This is a genomic window from Pandoraea sputorum, from assembly GCF_000814845.2.
Classification (GTDB): domain Bacteria; phylum Pseudomonadota; class Gammaproteobacteria; order Burkholderiales; family Burkholderiaceae; genus Pandoraea; species Pandoraea sputorum.
On sequence record NZ_CP010431.2, the window covers coordinates 626,914 to 646,725 of the forward strand.

General features: G+C 64.1%; 9 protein-coding genes. 3 read left to right on the top strand and 6 right to left on the bottom strand.

What is annotated here, in order from left to right:
• Positions 1-88 precede the first annotated feature (88 nt).
• The 6 genes from NA29_RS26200 to NA29_RS02955 form a co-directional block, all read right to left on the bottom strand.
• The gene (locus NA29_RS26200; protein ID WP_257125726.1) at positions 89-6,115 is read right to left on the bottom strand and encodes an autotransporter-associated beta strand repeat-containing protein; all 6,027 of its coding nucleotides are present in this window, start codon (positions 6,113-6,115) and stop codon (positions 89-91) included.
• Entirely contained in the window at positions 6,034-9,750 is a 3,717-nt protein-coding gene (locus NA29_RS25445; protein ID WP_167370884.1) for a beta strand repeat-containing protein, read from the bottom strand. The genes NA29_RS26200 and NA29_RS25445 overlap by 82 nt, the downstream gene beginning before the upstream one ends.
• 651 nt (positions 9,751-10,401) lie before the next feature.
• Complete coding sequence (locus NA29_RS02940; RefSeq protein WP_039395584.1) at positions 10,402-11,535, bottom strand: 2-aminoethylphosphonate--pyruvate transaminase; 1,134 nt, start codon at positions 11,533-11,535, stop codon at positions 10,402-10,404.
• A 66-nt stretch (positions 11,536-11,601) separates the two neighbouring features.
• Positions 11,602-13,413, bottom strand: coding sequence for a putative 2-aminoethylphosphonate ABC transporter permease subunit (locus NA29_RS02945; protein ID WP_084103415.1), 1,812 nt, complete (start codon positions 13,411-13,413; stop codon positions 11,602-11,604).
• A gap of 5 nt (positions 13,414-13,418) precedes the next feature.
• Positions 13,419-14,501, bottom strand: a complete 1,083-nt coding sequence (locus tag NA29_RS02950) for a putative 2-aminoethylphosphonate ABC transporter ATP-binding protein (protein WP_039402161.1) — start codon at positions 14,499-14,501, stop codon at positions 13,419-13,421.
• A gap of 96 nt (positions 14,502-14,597) precedes the next feature.
• Positions 14,598-15,638: a putative 2-aminoethylphosphonate ABC transporter substrate-binding protein gene (locus NA29_RS02955; protein WP_039395587.1), complete on the bottom strand. Its 1,041-nt coding sequence runs from the start codon at positions 15,636-15,638 to the stop codon at positions 14,598-14,600.
• A 424-nt stretch (positions 15,639-16,062) separates the two neighbouring features.
• On the opposite strand from NA29_RS02955, the gene NA29_RS02960 reads away from it, so the two are divergent.
• From NA29_RS02960 to phnY, 3 genes are all read left to right on the top strand, one after another.
• Positions 16,063-16,797 carry a phosphonate utilization associated transcriptional regulator gene (locus NA29_RS02960; RefSeq protein WP_039395590.1) on the top strand — a complete coding sequence of 245 codons (735 nt, stop codon included), beginning with the start codon at positions 16,063-16,065 and terminating at the stop codon, positions 16,795-16,797.
• 95 nt (positions 16,798-16,892) lie between these two features.
• Positions 16,893-18,146 carry a phosphonoacetate hydrolase gene (gene phnA / locus NA29_RS02965; protein WP_039395594.1) on the top strand — a complete coding sequence of 418 codons (1,254 nt, stop codon included), beginning with the start codon at positions 16,893-16,895 and terminating at the stop codon, positions 18,144-18,146.
• Between the two features lie 117 nt (positions 18,147-18,263).
• The gene (gene phnY / locus NA29_RS02970; RefSeq protein ID WP_039395597.1) at positions 18,264-19,718 is read left to right on the top strand and encodes a phosphonoacetaldehyde dehydrogenase; all 1,455 of its coding nucleotides are present in this window, start codon (positions 18,264-18,266) and stop codon (positions 19,716-19,718) included.
• Positions 19,719-19,812 lie beyond the last annotated feature (94 nt).

The window sequence follows — 19,812 nt, forward strand, 5'->3', positions numbered from 1 at the left end:
CGCCGCTCGCGCTGAGCGGGCGCGCAATACTTCGGAGCTTACCGGAGGCGCTTGTTACAGGCGAGTCCCCACGATAGGACATGACACATCAGAAGCGCCAGTTGACGTTGCCGTACACCGAGTTGTCGCTGACCTTGCCGCCAAACTGACCTGAGTAGCTCACGCCGAGCGTGACGGCATCGCTGACGAAAGCATCGATACCGGCACTGACGACCACCGCGTCACGGGCAATCGGCACGCCCCCCACCGTGAAGGCGGCTGACGTCCCCGAGAACGCCAGTTGCATATCCGGAGTGTTCGCGCCGTAAGCATGACGCCACCCGGCAGACAGTCGTACGCGTCCCGATGCGGCAGACCCGGCCCCCGTGGCGAAGGGGATTTCACCGCGCAGGCCTGCTGTGGAGAACGTGATGCCGTGCGACTGCTCATCGGCATGGAGCCCGGCAATGCTGCCGGATTCGTCGAAGGCGTCGGTACGCACGCGTGCGTAAGCCACGTTTGCGAAAGGCTCGACAATGACGGGCCCAGCATCGACACGCCACGCCGCTTCGCCGAACACTTGCCATACGGCAGCGTCGTATTTCGCCCGTGCTGTCTGTGCAACGGGGCCGATAGCGATGGCACGTTGCGTGCTGATCTGCTGCCAGCCGTACGCGCCGCCGACCGTGGCGCCCAGACGTCCGAAGCGCCGATTCACGTAAGCGCCGATCTGCGCGTCGTTACTGTTACCCGACGCGCTGGCGCCTGTATTGAACGTGCTGTGCCCCAGTCCGCCAAACACACCGGCGCGCCATGCATCGGCGAAGGGCGCATCCACCCCGGCGAGCACACCCATGCCACGGCGGTGCAGCGTCGCCGCGCCCGAGCCGCCATCGTCGACAGAGCGGTTACGCATCTGCCCGTCATTGCCGTAGACGGAAGCCCATGCCTGTGTCGCGCGCGTTTGCGAACGGCAATCGTCGCGCTGATCCGGTGACGTCATGCGGTTGCCCGAGATGTCATCGCTTGATGCCGCTGCATCACACGCTGATGAAAGCGAGAGACTGTCGCGCAGCCGCTGCGAGACCGCGTCGCGTGCAATCTGCGACTGACCCAGCAGCATCGACGCCACCGAGGCGTGCAGACTCCCGTCGAGACTTTCGAATGCAGCGGGCGCGTTGGCGGCCGTCAGGCCGAGCGCGGTCTGATAGAGCGCACTGCCTGTGCCCAGCGATGCGACCGCAGCGGCCACTGCGCGCTGATTCGGCGTGACGGCACCGGCGGGCAGGGGGGTACCGTTCGGCGCGAACGTCAGCAACACGGAGGTTGGCGTGTAGCTGACTTGTGGCGTGAGGTAGAGGAGGTTCGTGGAAGTCGACGCGAATTGCCCGAAGACGCCGCCCGTCGCCGACACGATGACGGCCCCCGATGCATCTGCCGGTTGTGTACCCGGTGCCGCATTGACGACGAGACTGCTGCCGCCGACCGTGGCGCTGCCGGTGGTGCTGACCTGACTCGGCGCTGTGCCGGGTGCCGCGTTGACCTGCAACGTCGACCCTGGCGCAAGCGTGAGGTTGCCACCGACGCTGAGCGTCGACCCCGGCGAACTGACGACGATCTGACTCCCGCTCGCGCCTGTCAGGGGACCGGTCTGTGCGCCTGCACCTGAGCCACCGGCACTGGCCGGTGTGGGCGTCGTCAGCGTGGCCCCTGTCTGGACGGTGACCGGTGAGTTGGGCAGTCCACCGATACCCAGCGTGCCGCCCGCGACGGTCGTTGGTCCTGACAACGGATTTTGCGCACCCAGCGTGAGCGTACCGCCGCCGGTCTTCGTGAGACCGCCCGTGCCGGAAACGCTGCCAGGGAAATTGCCCGACGCCACGGACACCGAACCGCCGTTAATCGTGAGTCCGCCCTGCGTCGTGCCGTTCAGCGACGGCAGTGTGACGTTGACGCCTTGTGTCGTCACGCTGCCCTGTGCGACGCTCAGCCCGCCGGTGCCCAGCCCACCGGGCGACGTTACGGTGACGCCGCCGCCGTTCACCGTTGTGCCGCCCGTGAAGGTGTTCGAGCCACCGAGCGTGATGCCCTGCGGGTTGTTCAACGACAAGCCGCCGTTGCCGGAAATGCTTCCACTCAGTGTTAGCGGAGCGGTGCCACCGACGGACAGTGTCGATCCGTTGCCGAGTGTGATGCCGTTCGCGAGGGTCGCTGGCGCACTCGCACTGAGGGCACCGCTACCGTTGACGGCAAGGCCGCCAGTGCCGAGCGAAGCGCTGTTGCCGACGGTTAGCGTGCCCGCGTTCAACGTTGTGCCCCCGGTGAACGTGTTGGCTGCGCCCAACGACAACGAGCCGCTCCCGTTCTTGACCAGCCCGCCCGCGCCGGACAGCGTGCCATTGAAGACGTGGCTGCCGGTGTCGCCGGTCGTGAGTCCGCCACTGCCCAGAATGACCTGCGTGCCGGTGTCGCCGTCGAGCGTTGCAAGCACGAGCGGTGCCGTCGTGGCGGATGCGTCGAGCGTAGACCCTGCGTTGCCAAGCGAGATGCCCGAAGTGTTGCCGAGACGCCCGGACGCTCCCAACTTCAACGTGCCGCCGAACACCGTCGTCTGCCCTGAGAACGTGTTGTTTCCGCCGAGCGTCACCGTGCCGCCCCCTTGCTTCGTGATACCACCGGTACCGCTAATACTGCCGTCGAAGGCGTTGTTCGCGGCGCCACCCAGCGTGAGCGATTGCCCGCCCAGCGAGACAGTGGTGTTGGCCGCACCATCGAGTCCCCGGACGGTGACCGGCGTCGTTGCGCCTGAGAGGTCGAGCGCGGTGCCACCCGCAAGCATGACGTCGTTCGCCCCGCCAAGCGCGCCCCCAGCCCCGAGCGCCAGTGTGCCGCCGGCCACGTCGATGCCACCGGTGAACGTACTTTGTCCTGTCAACGTCTGCGTGCCTGCACCGGCTTTGACGATGCTGCCGGTGCCCGCGATACCTGCGCCAAGCGTCTGATCGGTGGCATCGCCGAAGGTCAGCGTATTACCGCCAACGTTCACAGTACCGCCGGTGCCCGCAAGTGTCGCGAGCGTTTGATTACCGGCCGCCGCGATATCGAACGTCGCATTCGCGCCCGTGATCGCGACGTTCGCCCCGTTGGCCAGTTGACCGGTCGCGCCGAGCGCGAGCGTGCCGTCTGCGACGGTGGTCGTGCCGCTGAACTGTTGCTGACCGAGGAGTGTTTGCGTGCCGCTGCCTTGCTTGACGATGCCGCCCGTGCCGCTGATCGTACCGCTCACGGTGTGGCCCGATGCATCGCCGAATGTCAGCGTGTTGCCCCCGAGTGTGACGTGGGTGCCCGCCTGCGCAGTCAGCGCACCGATCGCGCGGTTGCCGTCCGCACCCGAAATGTCGAGTGTCGCGCCCGCGTTCTGCAATGTGACTGCACCAGTGGGGGACAGCGTGCCCGCCCCGCCAAGCGCGAGCGTTCCCGCCTGCACGACGGTGCCGCCAGTGAAGGTGTTCGAGCCGGTCATCGTCTCGACACCGGTTCCGACCTTCACCAGACTGCCGGTGCCCATCACGCCGCCGCTATACGTCTCGTTCAGCCCGTTCGCGCCGACCTCCAGCGTATTACTGCCCATGTTGACGTTGCCGCCGCCGGTGAGGGCGCCGAACGTTTGCGTGCCGTTGCCCGCCGACAGATCGAAGGTCGCGCCGGTCTGCACATCGACGACACCCGCTGCATTCAGACTCGCGCCCGCGCCGAGCGCCAGCGTCCCGGCGTTGACGTTGGTCGCCCCGGCATACGTGTTCTGACCGTTGAGCGTAAGTGTCGCCGCGCCGTTCTTCGTGATGCCACCTGCACCACTGATCGCGCCGTTAAGGGTGAGGTCGTTCGTACCGACGACGGTGAGATTGCCACTCAGCGAGATCTGATTGCCGAGCGTGCTGGCCTGTGTGGCGTCAAGCGATGTGCCATCGGCGAAGCTCACTGTGCCGATGCCCAACGCCGTGTCGCTGCCCACTGAAATGCCGCCCGCCTGAACGTCGACGCCGCCAGTGAAATCGCTATTCCCGGAGAGCGTCTGAACGCCGCTGCCGAGCTTCACAAGGCTGCCACCTGCGCCGTGAATGTTGGACGCCAGTGCGCCGCCTGCAGCGTCGGAAAGCGTCAGCTTCGTGCTGCCGAGATCGAGAGTGCTGCCTGCGACGCCGCTGACCGACGCAGCGGTCTGATTGGGACCCATAGAGAGATCGAGGACGGCCGTTGCGCCGTTGAGATTGGCGTTCATGCCGCCGAGCAGCGCGCCGTTGCGAAGCGCGAGCGTACCCGCGTCGATACGCACGTCGCTCGTCAATGCGACACCACCGTTCAGCGTTTGTGTGCCACTGCCTTGTTTGATGAGGTCACCGGTGCCGTTGAGCGCGCCGCTGAATACGGCGTTGTCGGTGCTGCCCAGCGTGAGCGTCCGTGTGCCGAAGTCGACGGTACTGCCAGCGATTCCGCTCAGCGATCCGATGACGGGCGTCGCGGCGGCGCTCACATCGAATGTCGCGCCGGACGCTACCGTCACATCGTTCGTATTCGACAGCGAGCCATTGGCATCCAGAGCGAGCGTGCCGCTATTCACGCGGACGTTCCCCGTGAAAGTGTTCCGCGCACCTAACGTAAGCTGGCCGCTGCCGTCCATGATCAGCGCGCCGGTCCCGGAGATGGCACTCGCGAGCGTGTCGTTATCGTTGTTGCCGACCGTCAGCGAACTGCCACCGCCCAGCACGACGCTGCCGCCGACGCTATACAGATGTCCCAGCGATTGATTCCCCGCCGCGCTGAGGTCGAGCACTGCACCCGTTCCGGTCAACGCCACGGACGCGCCCGGCGCGAGGCTGGCCCCGGCCCCGAGCACAAGCGTGCCGTTGGAAATTGTGGTGGTACCGGTGTACTGTTGCGTGCCGAGCAATGTCGTCGTGCCGCTGCCTTGCTTCAAGAGGTTGCCCGCCCCGCTGATGACCGCCGCGACGGTATGCGTCGTCGCGTCACCGAACGTGAGCGTGTTGGCCCCCAATCTGATCTGCGTGCCTGCATCGGCAGCGAGTCCGCCGATGGTTCGCGGTCCGGTAGCGCCCGAGATATCGAACGTCGATCCTGCGTTGGAAAGGGTGACAGCACCCTCCGTGGCGAGCGCGCCTGCGCCGGCGAGTGCCAGCGTTCCCGCCTGAATGACGGTGCCGCCTGTGTAGGTGTTCTGTCCTGTGAGCGTTGCGGTGCCCGCGCCGATCTTGACGACCGATCCCGTGCCGGTGAGTCCGCCGCTGAACGTATCGTTGCCCGCGCCGCCAATTTCGGTGACGAGTGCCCCGATGTTCACAGTGCCAGCGCCATCGATTGCACCGATCACTTGCGTTCCGTTGCCAGCGGAAAGATCGAGCGTTGCGCCGCTGGCGACGCTCACGGTACCAGTGGCATTGAGCGATGCACCGGCACCGAGCGCCAGCGTGCCCGAATTGATCGTTGTCGCACCCGCATACGTGTTGCTACCGCCAAGCGTGAGCGTGGCACTACCCAACTTGGTGATGCCGCCGCTTCCCGACAGCGCGCCATTGAGGGTGAGGTCGTCACTGCCGAGGACGGTCAATGTGCCAAGCAGCGTGGCGCTGTTGCCGAGCGTGACCGCCTGTGTGCTGTCGAGTGTCACATTGCTGCCAAAGGTAGCCGCTCCTGTGCCCAACGCGAGGTCGTTGCCGACGACCAGTCCGCCAGACGCGACACGCACGCCGCCGGAGAAATCGCTGGCACCCGAGAGCGTCTGGATACCGGGGCCCGAGACGACGAGCGCACCGGTTCCATGAATCGCACCGCTGTAAGTTGCGTCGGTCGCGTTGTTCAACGTCAGCGTTCGTGCGCCCAGCGAGATCGCACTGCCGGTCACGCCGCTCAGAGGGCCGATGGTCGACGCCGCACCGCCGCTGATATCGAACACGCTGTTGACGCCGCTCAGCGTGAGCGCATTGGCTCCTTGAAGCGCTGCGCCGCCGCCCAGTGCGAGCGTTCCGTTGGCGATGTTTATGGCTCCCGCATACGTTTGCGTTGCGGTGAGTGTTTGTTTGCCCGCGCCCTTTTTGACGAGTCCGCCCGTGCCCGTGATCGTGGCGGCGAGCGTCTGATCGGTGGCGTCGCCGAAGCGCAAGGTGTTGGTGCCGAGCGCGATTGTTCCGCCGCTGCCCGATAGCGCGCCGATGGTGTGCGCCGTGGATGCACCGCTAAGGTCGAATGTTGCCGTCGGGCCGCCCAATATGACAGCCCCTCGCGCGGCCAACGAGCCTGCACTGCCGAGCGCGAGCACCCCGTCGTTGATGGTGGTGCCTCCCCCCATGTGCCACTCCCCGCGATCGTGAGTGTCGCCGCGCCCGACTTCTGAAGTGCGCCGCCACCCAAGAGGGCACCAGTCAGCGTCAGATCCGCGCTACCAAGCACCGCAGACGTGCCGATGAGTGTGATGTTGTTGGCGAGCGTCAGTGCTTGCGTCGTGTCGAGCGTGGTCTGGTCGGCGAGCACGAGCGTACCGGTGCCCAGCGCATTCGCATTGCCCAATTGCAGTCCGCCAGCCTTGAGCGTCACGCCGCCGGAGAAGTCGCTCGCACCGCCAAGCGTTTCCACGCCACCGCCTTGCTTGATCACCCCCCCGGTGCCGTGAATGCTGCCGTTAAACGTTTCCCCCGTGTTGTCGCCGAAGGTCAGCGTGTTCGCACCCAACTGCACCTGTGCCGTGCCGCCGCTGAGTGAGCCGATGGTCTGTGGACCGGCGGCGCTGATGTCCAGCGATGTCGAGCTATCGCCGAGCGTCACAGCGTTTTGCGCCGACAATCCGCCACCCGCGCCGATGACGAGCGAACCGCCACCGACCACGACACTCCCCGTAAAGGTCTGCTGAGCCGTGATGGTTTGTGCGCCGTTCCCGAACTTCACGATGCCGCCACCGGTGCCGGTCAGCGTGCCAGCGAACGTTTGATCGGTGTCGTCGCCGAAGGAGAGCGTGTTGTCGCCGAGATTGATTGTGCTGCCGGACGCGCCTGAGAGCGCTCGAATCGTCTGGTTCTCGCCATTGCTGATGTCGAGTGCCGCGCCGCCCGCGATGCTCACAGGATTCGCCGACAGCGTGCCCGTGCCGCCGAGGGCGAGCGTGCCTTGATTGATGGTGATCTGACCGGTGAAGGCATTCTGTCCGGTCAGCGTTTGCGTGCCGGTGCCTTGTTTGACGATGCCGCCAGTGCCACCGAGGCTGCCCGCGAACGTCTGGCTCGCCGCATCGCCGAGTGCGAGCGTGTTGCTACCCAGTGTGACCAGGCTGTTGGCTGTGCCAATCAGTGAGCCGATGGAGACCGGTCCCGCGCCGCCGATGTCGAACGTCGCACCATCGGCGAGCGTGACGACGTTACTGCCCGCCAGCGCATTATTCCCCTGAAGCGCCAGTCGTCCCGCTGCGACGTCAATGCCACCCGTAAACGTCTGCGCGCCGGAGAGCAGCAGCGAGCCGGTGCCTTGCTTGACGATACCCCCGGTCCCGGAAATCGTGCCGCCGAATGTCGTGTTTCCCGAATCCCCGACCGTCAGCGTCTGATTGCCGATGAGCACCGTTGATCCGATAACGCCGGAGAGCGCACCGAACGTCATGTTTGCCGCGGTGGAGAGGTCCAGCGTCGACGTGCTGCTTGTCAACGCAAGCGGGGTGGCGTTGGCGAAGGCAGCCCCCTGAAGCGTCAACGTGCCTGCGCGCACGTTAATCCCGCCCCCGGCAGTGCTTGTGCCGGTAAGCGTCATGACGCCTGTGCCTTGTTTGACGAGGCTCCCGCCACTGCCCGTGAACGCTCCGGCGAACGTCTGATTGGTCGCATCGCCAAACGTCAGTGCGTTGTTGCCGAGCGCGATCGACGTGTTGGCGATGCCCGACAACGCGCCGATCGTTTGCGCCGACGCCTGACTGATGTCGAACGTGGTGCCTCCCCCCAGCAGAGACACCGCACCGTTGCTGGCCAGTGAGCCACCCGCACCCAGCGTAATGCCGCCCGCGTTGATTCTTGTGCCGCCGGTAAAGGTATTCGCGCCGCTCAGCGTCTGTGTGTTGGCATTCGTTTTCACGATGCCGCCGGTGCCGCCGATGGCACCTGAGAACGTGCTGTTGGCGCTGCTCCCGAGTGTCAGATTATTGGCACCGAGCGCGATTTGCGTGTTGCCTACGCCGGACAATCCCGAGACGGTTCTGTCGCCGTTCGCGGCGGACATATCGAAGACGGCGCCCGCTCCGGAAAGCGCAAGCGGGGTGCCACCGATCTGCAAGCTGCCCGCGCCCGACAACGCCAGCGTTCCCGCCACGACATTGACGCCCCCGCTGAACGTATTGGCCTCTGTCAGCGTGGCGGTCTGTGCGCCCTGTTTGGCCAGACTCCCGCTGCCGCCGATCGGACCTGACAGCGTGAGCGCTGCGCTGCCACCGAGCGTCAACGTACTGCCGCCACCGATGGCAATCGTGTTGGCGAGCGATACCGGTGCGTTGGCGTCGAGTACGCCGGTGGTGCCCGATACCTGAACCGTGCCGCTCCCGAGCGCTGCGTTGCTGCCCGCGACGAGCGTGCCGCTCGAGAGAAATGTCCCGCCGGCGTAAGTGTTGATGCCTGAGAGCCAGAGGCTTCCCGTACCGCTCAGCGACAAGCTGCCGGTACCGCCGACGACACCGCCCAACGTCAGCGGGTTGGCCCCCGAGACAGAGAGGCCGTTGGCGCCCAGCGTCGTTGGCAAGGCAATCGTTAGCCCCGCACTGGCCGCTTGCATGGCCCCACCGTTGACCGTGAGCGAGCCGGTGCCGAAACTGCCTGCGTTGTCGAACACGGCGAGGCCGCCGTTGAGCGTTGTCGACGTGACGGCTAGCGGACCGGTGAACGTCCACGTGCCGCCATTCACGGTGGCGCTAGTGAAGTTCACGTAGCTTGCGCCGTTAAGCGTGCCGGTGCCCGTCGTGGTCGCATTGTTGGCGGCGTTGCGAAGCACCAGCGCGTTGGTGCCGCCTGCACCTCCGTCGATCACGCCCGCCGCCGCGAAGCCGAGATTGAAGCCGACGACGGGAAGGGCGCCGATACCGGTACTGCCGCCGTCGTTAAACGTCGAACCGGTGACCGCTGTGAACGTGTTGTTGCTGTTCGCGCCGAGCGAGACGCTGCCGCTTAGCGTGCCTTCGTTGCTGAACGTATTGCCTGCGCCCGTCGTGCCGTTGGGCTGAAAGGCTACGCGTCCGAGAATCGTCCCCGTGTTGGAGAAGTTGACGCCCGCGCCCCCATACGCCGCCACCACTGGTGCGCTGCCGTTCCCCGTGAGCGTGACCCCGAGGATAGGCGTGGCCCCCAGCGTGCCGCTGTTGTTGAGGGTCGTGGTGCCGCCGGTGGCGTTCTGCACAGTCAACGCCAAACCCGTCAGCCCCGGCAGATTGACGCCCAGCACCCCCACCGTGCCTCGCATGATCGCGTTATTCGTCACGGTCTGCGTGCTGCCACCGGCATTGCCGTTGCCGATTACGGTGCCAGAGGCGAGCAACCCGATGCCACCCAGCAGCGAGGGGTCGATGGTGCCGCCATTCACGAGCGTGACGTTGCTCCCCGTGAGCGACAACGCCGTGCCGCCAACGCCGAGCAGAACACCGACACCGGCGCTGCTGTTGACGGTGACCTGCAAGTTGCTTGCGGCATTCGAATAGGACGGCGCGAGCGGATTCGCCGCGCCGCTACACGTCACGACGTTACCGGCAGCCGTGCAAGTCGCCCAGGACGATGTCGGGGTCAATGCGCCGAGCAACGCGATGCAGGCAAGGCATAGGCGCGTAAGCGTGAGTGGCGGAACAGTCGTTGGGAAGACCCGAAACCATCTTGCACGCCGCACACGCGACGCCGGCGCGCCCGCATTCTGATGCGCTGTCTCCGGCGCGGGGACGACATCGACGCGGCAACGCCGCCAGACCAAACGATAGAGGTGCTTGTTCATCGTGCTCCGGTTCCCAATAGCATGGAGTGCAGAAAGGGCGATGCGCGATGGCAACGCGCCCTTGGCGGCGGCATTCGGGGGGGAAGCGACGACAGCAGCGGTGCAGTGATAGGGCTGCGGGACGACGCGTTAATGCGCGGTAAATGTGCGGGCCATTCTAGAAAGCGCGATGGGAAAGTGCCCGGGCCATGGCGCTGACGAGGCCCGCCAAGTGACACCGCGGAATACGGGATTTGGTCGGGGAATCAAGGCCATGCGCGGCCTTGTGAAGGACGAGGCGACGCCGTTGCAGCGCCGCAAGAAAAGCAGAGTTTCGGACGATTCCCTAAGTCATCGACGGCGAGCCACCGCTTGGGTCACTCGCCGTCGTACGACGGAAGACGACAAACAACGACGTGTCCCTACCTACGCAGCACGCGTGAGCGGCGCGACCCGACGAATGCCCAGCGACGCCAGTGACTGCGAGATCGCCGTGACAACGTTACGCATCTCGTTGTCGTCGATGGCACCGATGCAGCCGACGCGGAACGTCTCGATCTGAGTGAGCTTGCCGGGGTAGAGGATGTAACCCCGTTCGCGCACGGCCGCGTAGAACGCCTTGAAGTCGTACTTGCTGTCGGTCGGCGCATGGAACGTCACGATGACGGGCGCTTGTACCTCTGCGTCGAGGAATGGACGGAAGCCCAGCGAGGCCATGCCGTCCACCAACGCACGGCAGTTCCTCTGGTAGCGCCCGCCGCGCACCGGCTGTCCGCCCTCGGCGAGGAACTGATCGACGGCCGCGCGCAGCGCAGCGACCACGTGCGTCGGCGGCGTGAAACGCCATTGCGTGGTCTTCTGCATGTAGGTGTACTGGTCGTGCAAGTCCATCGCCAGCGAGTGGCTGTTGCCGCCGCTCGCTTCGAGCACCGTCTTCTTCGCAATGACGAAGCCCATGCCCGGCACGCCTTCCAGACACTTGCCGCTCGCGGCGATCAACGCGTCGAACGGCATCGAACGCACATCGATTTCCACCGCACCGAACGAACTCATCGCGTCGACGATCAGCCCTTTGCCGTGTTTCTGGCAGACCCGTGCGATATCGGCCAGCGGGTTCAGCACGCCCGCGCCGGTTTCGAGATGAACCTGTGCGACGTGCGTGATCGACGGATCGCGCGAGAGCGCTTCGTCGATGGCCGCCGCGCTGGCTGCCTGATCTTCGGGGATGGGCAGGGCGACGGCGTCGCGGCCCAGATAGCGGCAGATCTTCAGAATGCGCTGGCAGTACGCACCGTTATCCGGCACGAGAATACGGGCGTTGCGCGGCGTGAGCGTACCGATGGCCGCTTCGACGGAGAACGTTCCGGAACCTTGCAGCGGGACGCAGACGTAGTCGTCGCCACCGTGCACGATGTCCACCAGATCGCGGCACAGCGACGCGGTGATGCGATTGAACTGGGCGTCCCACGAACCCCAGTCGCGCAGCATGGCCTGTCGGGTGGCCGGCGACGTGGTGAGCGGGCCGGGGGTGAGCAGAATCGGTTCCTGACCGAGAATCATGACCGCCTCCTATTAAGCGGGGAAACTACCAAAGTGAGTCAGCAAAATGAGCGACCAAAACCAACTTCAATGTCCGCTTCGCGTGCCCTGCACCTTGCCGGACGGCCGACGCCACGCCTGCGTGTAGCGCTCCACCACGATCTGCACGCCGTAATAGAGCAGGCACACCAGCATCGACGTCAGCACCACGAGCGTCGCCATCGCGGCGGCAGGTCCGATGGACCCGGTCTCATCCATGTTGACGATGGCGACCGATGCGAGCGACGTATCTGCGGAGTAAAGGAAGACAACGGCGGAGACCGTCGTCATCGCGTTGACGAAGAGATAGCGGCTGATGTCGATGATCGACGGCAGGCAGATCGGCGCAGACACGCGCCAGAACGTGCGGTAGAAGGGCACCTTGAGCGACGCCGACACATACTCGAACTCGGGGTCGATCTGCTTGAGCGCCGTGACGGCCGTGAGGTGACTCGACGAGTAGTAATGCACGACGTTGACGATCACCAGAATGGCGAGCGTGCCGTACAGGTTGTGCAGCGGGTTCGCTTCGGAGACGAAGAAGAAGATGTAGCCCAGACCCAGCACCAGCCCCGGCACGCCCATCGGCAGCACGGCCATCATGCGGATGAAGCCGCGCACCCACGCCATGCCGCGCGTCTTCTCAAGGAGGTAGGCGATGACGAAGATCGCTGCCGTTCCCCACACAGCGCACCAGAACGCCATCTGCAAGCTGTTGACGTACGAATCCACTGCGCCGCTTTCGATCAGGCCGAAGCGATAGTGACCGAGCGACAGACTGAAGTTGTACGGCCAGAACTTCACGAACGACGCGTACACCGCCATGCCTAGAATCGCGAGCATGATCGCGGCCATTCCCCAGCACATCGCGGCCATGAGCCAGTCGAATCCGCGTGACGGCTTCGGCACATAGGGCACGGCGCGCGCGCTGAGCAGGGCCTGCTGCTTGCGTTGCACGACCGAATCCACCAGATACGTAATGCCGACGGGCACCAGCAGCACCAGCCCGACGACCGCGCCCTTGGAGAAGTCCTGCTGTCCGATCACCAGCTTGTAGATGTCGGTGGCCAGCACGTTGAAATCGCCGCCGATGACCTTGGGAATGCCGAAGTCCGATATTGCGTAAGTGAAGACGATCATTGCCGCGCTGATGACCCCGTACTTCGCGCCGGGCAGCGTAATGGTGAGAAAGCGTCGCAGTGCGGGCGTACCGAGTGCATCGGCGGCTTCATAGAGCCGTGCATCGGTGAGCGAGAGCGCCGTAATCAGAATCATCAGCGCATGTGGGAACGTGGCGTTCACGAGCGACATCACGATGCCAAGCGGGCCGTAGATGTCCACGTCGCCCATGAACGGACGCAGCAGCCCCTGATTGCCGAACCAGAAGATGAACGAGATGGCGGGCAGCAACGTTGGGCCGAGAATCGGAATCAGTGCGATGTTGCGCAGCAGCGTCTTGTGACGGATGCAGCTGCGCGTGAGCGCGTACGCGAAGATGAAAGCGAGCGGCACCGTGATGCAGGTCGTCACCATCGAGATCCATACGCTGTTCCAGATCGAGCCGAAAAGCGCAGGGGAGTGGAAGTACTCGCGAAAGTGTCGCAACCCGACGAAGTGTCCGTCGTTGTCCTGCACGCTCTTGACGAGAATCGCGGCCATAGGCGCGAGCAGAAAGAGTACGCCCGCTGCGGCAGCGACAAGCAGCAGTGCCTGTGCGAGACGATCCGTCCAGTGCGAGGCGAGTCTCACCGGGCGAACCGCCGATGGCGGCGGCCGATCCGCTGTCGTGGGCAATGCCGACGCGCTGTGACTTTGCGGGTTGGCCGTCAGGGTCGAGCCTGCTGAACTTAAGGAACTCATCGTGGCTACCCCTGACGGAAGACGCGCACGGCGGCGCTCGGCACCGAGAAGCGCAACGCGCCGCCGGTCGCCGGTTGCAGGGCCTGCATGTCCGCAGGCGAGAGGTCGGCGTAGAGCGCGTGGTCGCAGGCGTGCATGCGCAGCGTCACGCGCGAGAATGCGCCGAGAAACTCGATCTTCTCGACGTTGCCGTCGAACACGTTGGCGGTGTCGTCGAGGTCGTCCAGATCGCGCACGCGCACGTCCTCCGGCCGGAAGAAGACGCGGATGTCTTCGCCAGAGCGACAGCCGTTGAGCGTGCCGCACGTCAGCTCGTACTGCCCGACGTGAACGCGTCCCGCTTCACCCAGACGCGCGGGCAGGATGTTCGTCTTGCCCACGAAGTCCGCGACGAACGGCGTGGCCGGATGCTGATAGATCTCACCGGGTGTGCCGACCTGCTCGATGACGCCGTTGTTCATCACGACAATGCGGTCGGCCATCGACAGCGCTTCTTCCTGATCGTGCGTGACGAGAATCGTGGTGATGCCCAGCCGTTGCTGCAGCGCGCGGATCTCGCTGCGCAGACGCACGCGCACGCGGGCATCGAGCGCTGAGAGCGGTTCGTCGAGCAGCAAGAGACCGGGCGAGGTCGCGAGTGCGCGGGCAATCGCAATGCGTTGCTGCTGGCCGCCGGAGAGCTGACCGGGAAACTTGCCGCCTGCATCGGGCAACCCGACCATCGCCAGCAGTTCGGCCACGCGCGCGTCGCGCTCGGCACGCGGCACGCGACGGTTCGTCAGTCCGTACGCCACGTTTTGCGCGACGCTCAGATTCGGAAAGAGTGCATACGACTGGAAGACGATGCCGTAATCGCGCTGCATCGGCGGCAACGACGAAATGTCCCTTCCGTTTTGCGACAGCGTGCCCTGCGTCTGCGCCTCCAGTCCGGCGATGATGCGCAGCAACGTGGTCTTGCCGCAGCCCGACGGACCGAGGAAGCAGAGCATTTCGCCGCGTCGCACGGTGAGATGAATGTCATGCAGCACGACGGTGCTGTCGAAGCGCTTGTGGATGCCTGCTAAGTGGAGATACGTATCGTCGCTCATTCGGGAGACCTCCTGCATGGGTGTGCCGGTGTGCCGGTGTGAATGAATGCGCGTGCGGCGTGATCGATACGGGCCGCACGCTGCATCGTCACGCCGTCACTTCTTCTCCGACTTCGCGCCGTAGCGCTTCTGCCACTCGGCAAGCACCGACTCGCGGCTCTTCGCGATGTCCGTGAAGTCGTTCTTCACGAGCATGTCGGGGTAATTGGCAGGAATGGTGTCGAACTTCTTCGCGACACCCGGGTAGGCCACGATGGCCCAGTCCTTCGCGTACATCTCGTTGGCTTCCTTGCTCGCGAGCCAGTCCATGTAACGCTTGGCGGCGTCGAGCTTCTTGGTCGTCTTCACGATGCCCGCCGCTTCGATGTCGTAGCCCAGCCCTTCCTTGGGGAACACGAGATCGATCGGCGCGCCCGCCGCCTTGGTGCGATGCGCATTGAATTCGAACGAAATGCCGATGGGGTACTCGCCTGCGCCGGCGTCGCGACACGGCTTCGAGCCCGAGTGCGTGTACTTCACGATGTTCTTGTCGAGGGCGTCCATGTACTTCCAGCCGCCGTCCTTGCCGAACATCTGCAACCAGGCCGTGACGTCGAGAAAGCCCGTGCCGGACGTGGCCGGGTTGGGCATCACGATCATCCCTTTATAGATGGGCTTGGCGAGGTCTTCCCACGACGTGGGCTTGGGCAGATTGCGCTTGGCCGCTTCCACGGTGTTGAAGCAGACAGTCGCGCCCCACACGTCGAGGCCGACCCACGATGGCGGATTGGCCTTGTCGCTATAGGCGCGCGTGAGCTGATCGAACCCCTTGGGCGTGTACGGCGTGAGCAAGCCTTCCTGCTTGATGAGTTCCAGGCTCGACGCGGCAAGCCCAGCGATCACATCCGCCTGTGGGTTGGCCTTTTCCGCGAGCACCTTGGCCGTGACTACGCCGGTGGAGTCGCGCACGTACTTGATCTCGATGTCTGGATTCGCCTTCTGGAACGCTTCGGCGTACGGACGCATGACCTCGACTTCCCACGCGGTATAGACGGTCAGCGTGGTCTTCGCGAGCGCGTGACCGGCCTGTGCAGCGCAGACGAGTCCTGCGGCGAGGACGGCGGCAGCGCGCATGGCACGGCGCAAGGATGAATTCATGGATGGCTCCTGTGGGTCGCGATCAGAGTCGCGTTGTAAGTACACTCGACAGCCTTCTGTGAGGCGATTTGTTGCATGATATTGGCAAATTATGTCGTTTTCTTGAAACCCATGGCTATTGTCATCTGTTCGTCAAATACCTCCAATAGTATGGAAATCGTTGATTCAGATAGGGTTTTGTCGTTGCCGCAATCGACTCGACCCGACGGTGTTGCAAAATCTGTCTGCAATGTCGGATGTGTTTTGTTGACAATCTACAAATTGCTGTGCTTGAATGTCAACAACAAAAATAATCACGTGATGCCACAAATTGCCAAGTGTCGATGGCGCGGCGGTTTGTGTTTCGGTGCTGGTGTACCGACGCACCGACGTCACGCGATGGCATCAATGTCCAGAGCACTGTTTTGAAAAAGGGAAGGCCGGTATGACTCCGAAGCCCACATCGCCAACCGCAATCGAGTTGTTGCAGAGCCAGTCGCTCACCACGCTCGTCCAGCATGAAATCGAGCGCCAGATCATGGCAGGCACGCTCACGCCGGGGACCAAGCTTAACGAGATCGAGGTGGCGGGCAGCCTGGGTGTGTCGCGCGGTCCGGTGCGCGAGGCGTTTCGGGCGCTCGAAGAAGCGGGCCTGCTGCGAACCGAAAAGAATCGCGGCGTCTTCGTGCGGGTCATCTCGATTGAAGAGGCCGAAGAGATTTACGCGCTGCGTGCGGTGCTCGACGAGTACGTTGCCCGTACGCTGGCCGAGGTCATCACGTCCGAGCAACTCACGCGCCTGCGTGAATCCGTCGAGGCGATGCATCACGCGGTAGAAAACGGCGACAGCGAGGGCTATTACCAGCTGAATCTGGCGTTTCACGATGCGCTCGTCGAGATGGTCGGCAACCGCAAGTTGCTGGAAACGTATCGCCGTCTGGTCAAAGAACTGAGTCTGTTCCGTCATGAAGCGCTGACGGGCGACTCGTCCGCGCCGCCGAAGTCGGAGCGTGAACACCGGGACATCGTGAGCGCGATTGCGTCGCGCGATCCCGAGCGTGCCGCGCAAGTCACGCGCGACCACCTGGTGCGAGGCCGTACGCGTATTCGCGAAATGCTCGCGCGTGCGCCCGGTGCGTCGGGTGCGTCGGGGGCTGCGCCGCAGGCGAAGGCGGGCTAAAGATTTGTCTTGTTGATATTTCGGCCGCATGCAGGCCATCGCACGAAACGCGATGCCCATTGCGGTCAACTGAGTGGTTATTGAGGAGAACCGACGTGAACCAGCCCGCACAGATTCAAGTGAACGGCCGTCAGTACCGCCTGCCGAAGCAACCGACCGTCATCGTATGCGTCGACGGTTGCCAGTTCGAATACATCGAAGCCGCTGCCGCCGCAGGCGTTGCGCCCTATCTGAAGCGTTTGCTCGCCGAGGGCGCCGTCTTCAAGGGCGACTGTGTCGTGCCGTCGTTCACCAACCCGAACAACCTGTCGATCGTGACCGGCGCGCCCCCCGCCGTGCACGGTATCTGCGGCAACTACTTCTTCGACCCGGCCGCCAACGGCGGTCGTGGCGCCGAAGTCATGATGAACGACCCTGCCTACCTGCGTGCGGGCACCGTGTTTGCAGCGGCCGCCGACGCGGGTGCGAGCCTCGCCGTCGTGACCGCCAAGGACAAGCTGCGCAAGTTGCTCGGCTATCGCATGAAGGGCATCTGCTTCTCGTCGGAGAAAGCCGATCAGGTCACACTCGAAGAGAACGGCATCGAAGACGTGGTGGACCTCGTCGGCATGCCGGTCCCGGACGTCTACAGTGCAGAACTCTCGGAGTTCGTGTTCGCGGCGGGCGTGCGCCTGCTGGAGACGCGTCACATCGACCTGATGTATCTCTCGACGACGGACTACATCCAGCATAAGTGGGCCCCGGGCACGGACGGCGCGAACGCCTTCTACGCAATGATGGACAAATACCTCGCGCGGATGGATGAGCTCGGTGCGGTGATTGGCCTGACCGCCGATCACGGCATGAATGCCAAGCACGATCCGAAGACCGGACAGCCTAACGTCATTTATTTGCAGGACCTGCTCGACGACTGGTTCGGCAAGGGCGTGGAAGCCGGCGGCGCTCGCGTGATCCTGCCGATCACCGACCCGTATGTCGTGCACCACGGTGCGCTCGGTTCCTACGCCACGATCTATCTGCCGAACGACGCCGATCGCGACGCCATTCGTGCACGCATCGCCGCACTGCCGGGCATTGAAGTGGTGCTGACGAATGCCGAAGCCTGCGTGCGTTTCGAGCTGCCGCCCGATCGCGTGGGCGATCTGGTAGTCGTCAGCGATCAGTCGGTGGTGCTGGGCACCAGCGCGAGCCGCCACGATCTGTCGGGACTGACGGTGCCGCTGCGCTCGCACGGTGGTATCTCGGAGCAGACGGTGCCATTGCTCTTCAATCGCAAGACCGAAGGGATTCCGGGCAAGGCGCGACTTCGCAACTTCGACATTCTCGATGTGGCGCTGAATCACGTTTGAGCCACGTTGGATTGACGTCTGACCCAAGAGCAGAGCATTAGCGCCAGGGTCGAGCGAACCAGAAAAACGTTCGAACGACCCGGCCCCTGTCCAGTTAGAGACGCAGTGGAGAACCCCATGAACGCGCCGCACAAGTTGCACCCCGAGTTCCGCGCCGAAGCGCTTCGCATCGGTGGCGAAAAAGTGACCCGCGAACGGATCATCGAAGTGTTCAATCCGTATTCGGGCGATCTGGTCGGCACCGTGCCGAAAGCCTCGCTCGACGATGTGCGTCGCGCGTTCTCGATTGCCAAGCAGTACCGCTCCACGCTCACGCGCTTCGAGCGCGCCAACATTCTGGAGAAGGCGGCCGCACTGCTACGCGCACGCACGGCTGAGGCGGCAGCCATCATCACGATGGAGTCGGGGCTCTGCAAGAAAGACGCCGTCTACGAAATCGGCCGCGTCGCCGACGTGCTGGGTTTTGCCGCTGGCGAAGCGCTCAAGGACGACGGGCAGGCGTTCTCATGCGATCTCACGCCGCACGGCAAGAAGCGTCGTGTGGTCACGCAGCGCGAGCCGCTGCTGGGTGCGATCGCGGCTATCACGCCGTTTAATCACCCCATGAATCAGGTGGCGCACAAGGTCGCGCCGTCGATTGCGACGAATAACCGGATGGTGCTCAAGCCGTCCGAGAAGGTGCCGCTCTCTGCGTACTATCTGGCCGACACACTTTACGAAGCCGGTCTGCCGCCGGAGATGCTCCAGGTGATCACGGGCGATCCGATGGAGATTGCCGACGAGCTGATCACGAACGAGAACATCGACATGATCACGTTCACGGGCGGCGTGTCGATCGGCAAGTACATCGCGTCCAAGGCGGGTTATCGCCGCATCGTGCTGGAGCTGGGCGGCAACGACCCGCTGATCGTGATGGAGGACGCCGATCTGGAACGTGCCAGCGATCTCGCGGTGCAAGGGTCGTACAAGAACTCGGGACAGCGTTGCACGGCGGTCAAGCGCATGCTGGTGCACAAGGACATCGCCGCGCAGTTCACCGAACTCGTGGTCGAGAAGACCCGGGCGTGGAAGTATGGCGATCCGGCCGATGGCGACAACGACATGGGTACGGTGATCGACGAAGCGGCCGCGCGCCTGTTCGAATCGCGCGTGAACGAAGCGGTGTCGCAGGGCGCACGTCTGCTGGTCGGCAACAAGCGCGAGGGCGCACTGTATTCGCCGACGGTGATCGACCGTGTCGACCCGAAGATGACCGTGGTGCGCGAAGAGACCTTCGGGCCGGTGTCGCCGATCATCACGTTCGGCAGCATCGACGAAGCCATCGCCATCTCCAACGGCACCGCGTTCGGCCTGTCGTCAGGCGTTTGCACGAACCGGCTTGATTATGTGACGCGTTTTACCAACGAATTGCAGGTCGGGACGGTCAACGTGTGGGAAGTGCCGGGATATCGCATCGAACTGACGCCGTTCGGTGGTATCAAGGACTCCGGGCTTGGCTATAAGGAAGGGGTTCAGGAGGCGATGAAAAGCTTCACGAACACCAAAACCTTCACCTTGCCGTGGGGCGTCTGAGCGAGGTGTAGCAGAACCAGCGCAAAAATTGTGACAATTTGATGACAGGATTGTTGCGCTGGTCAAATTGGTGTACGGTGTGTCGATTGGGGAT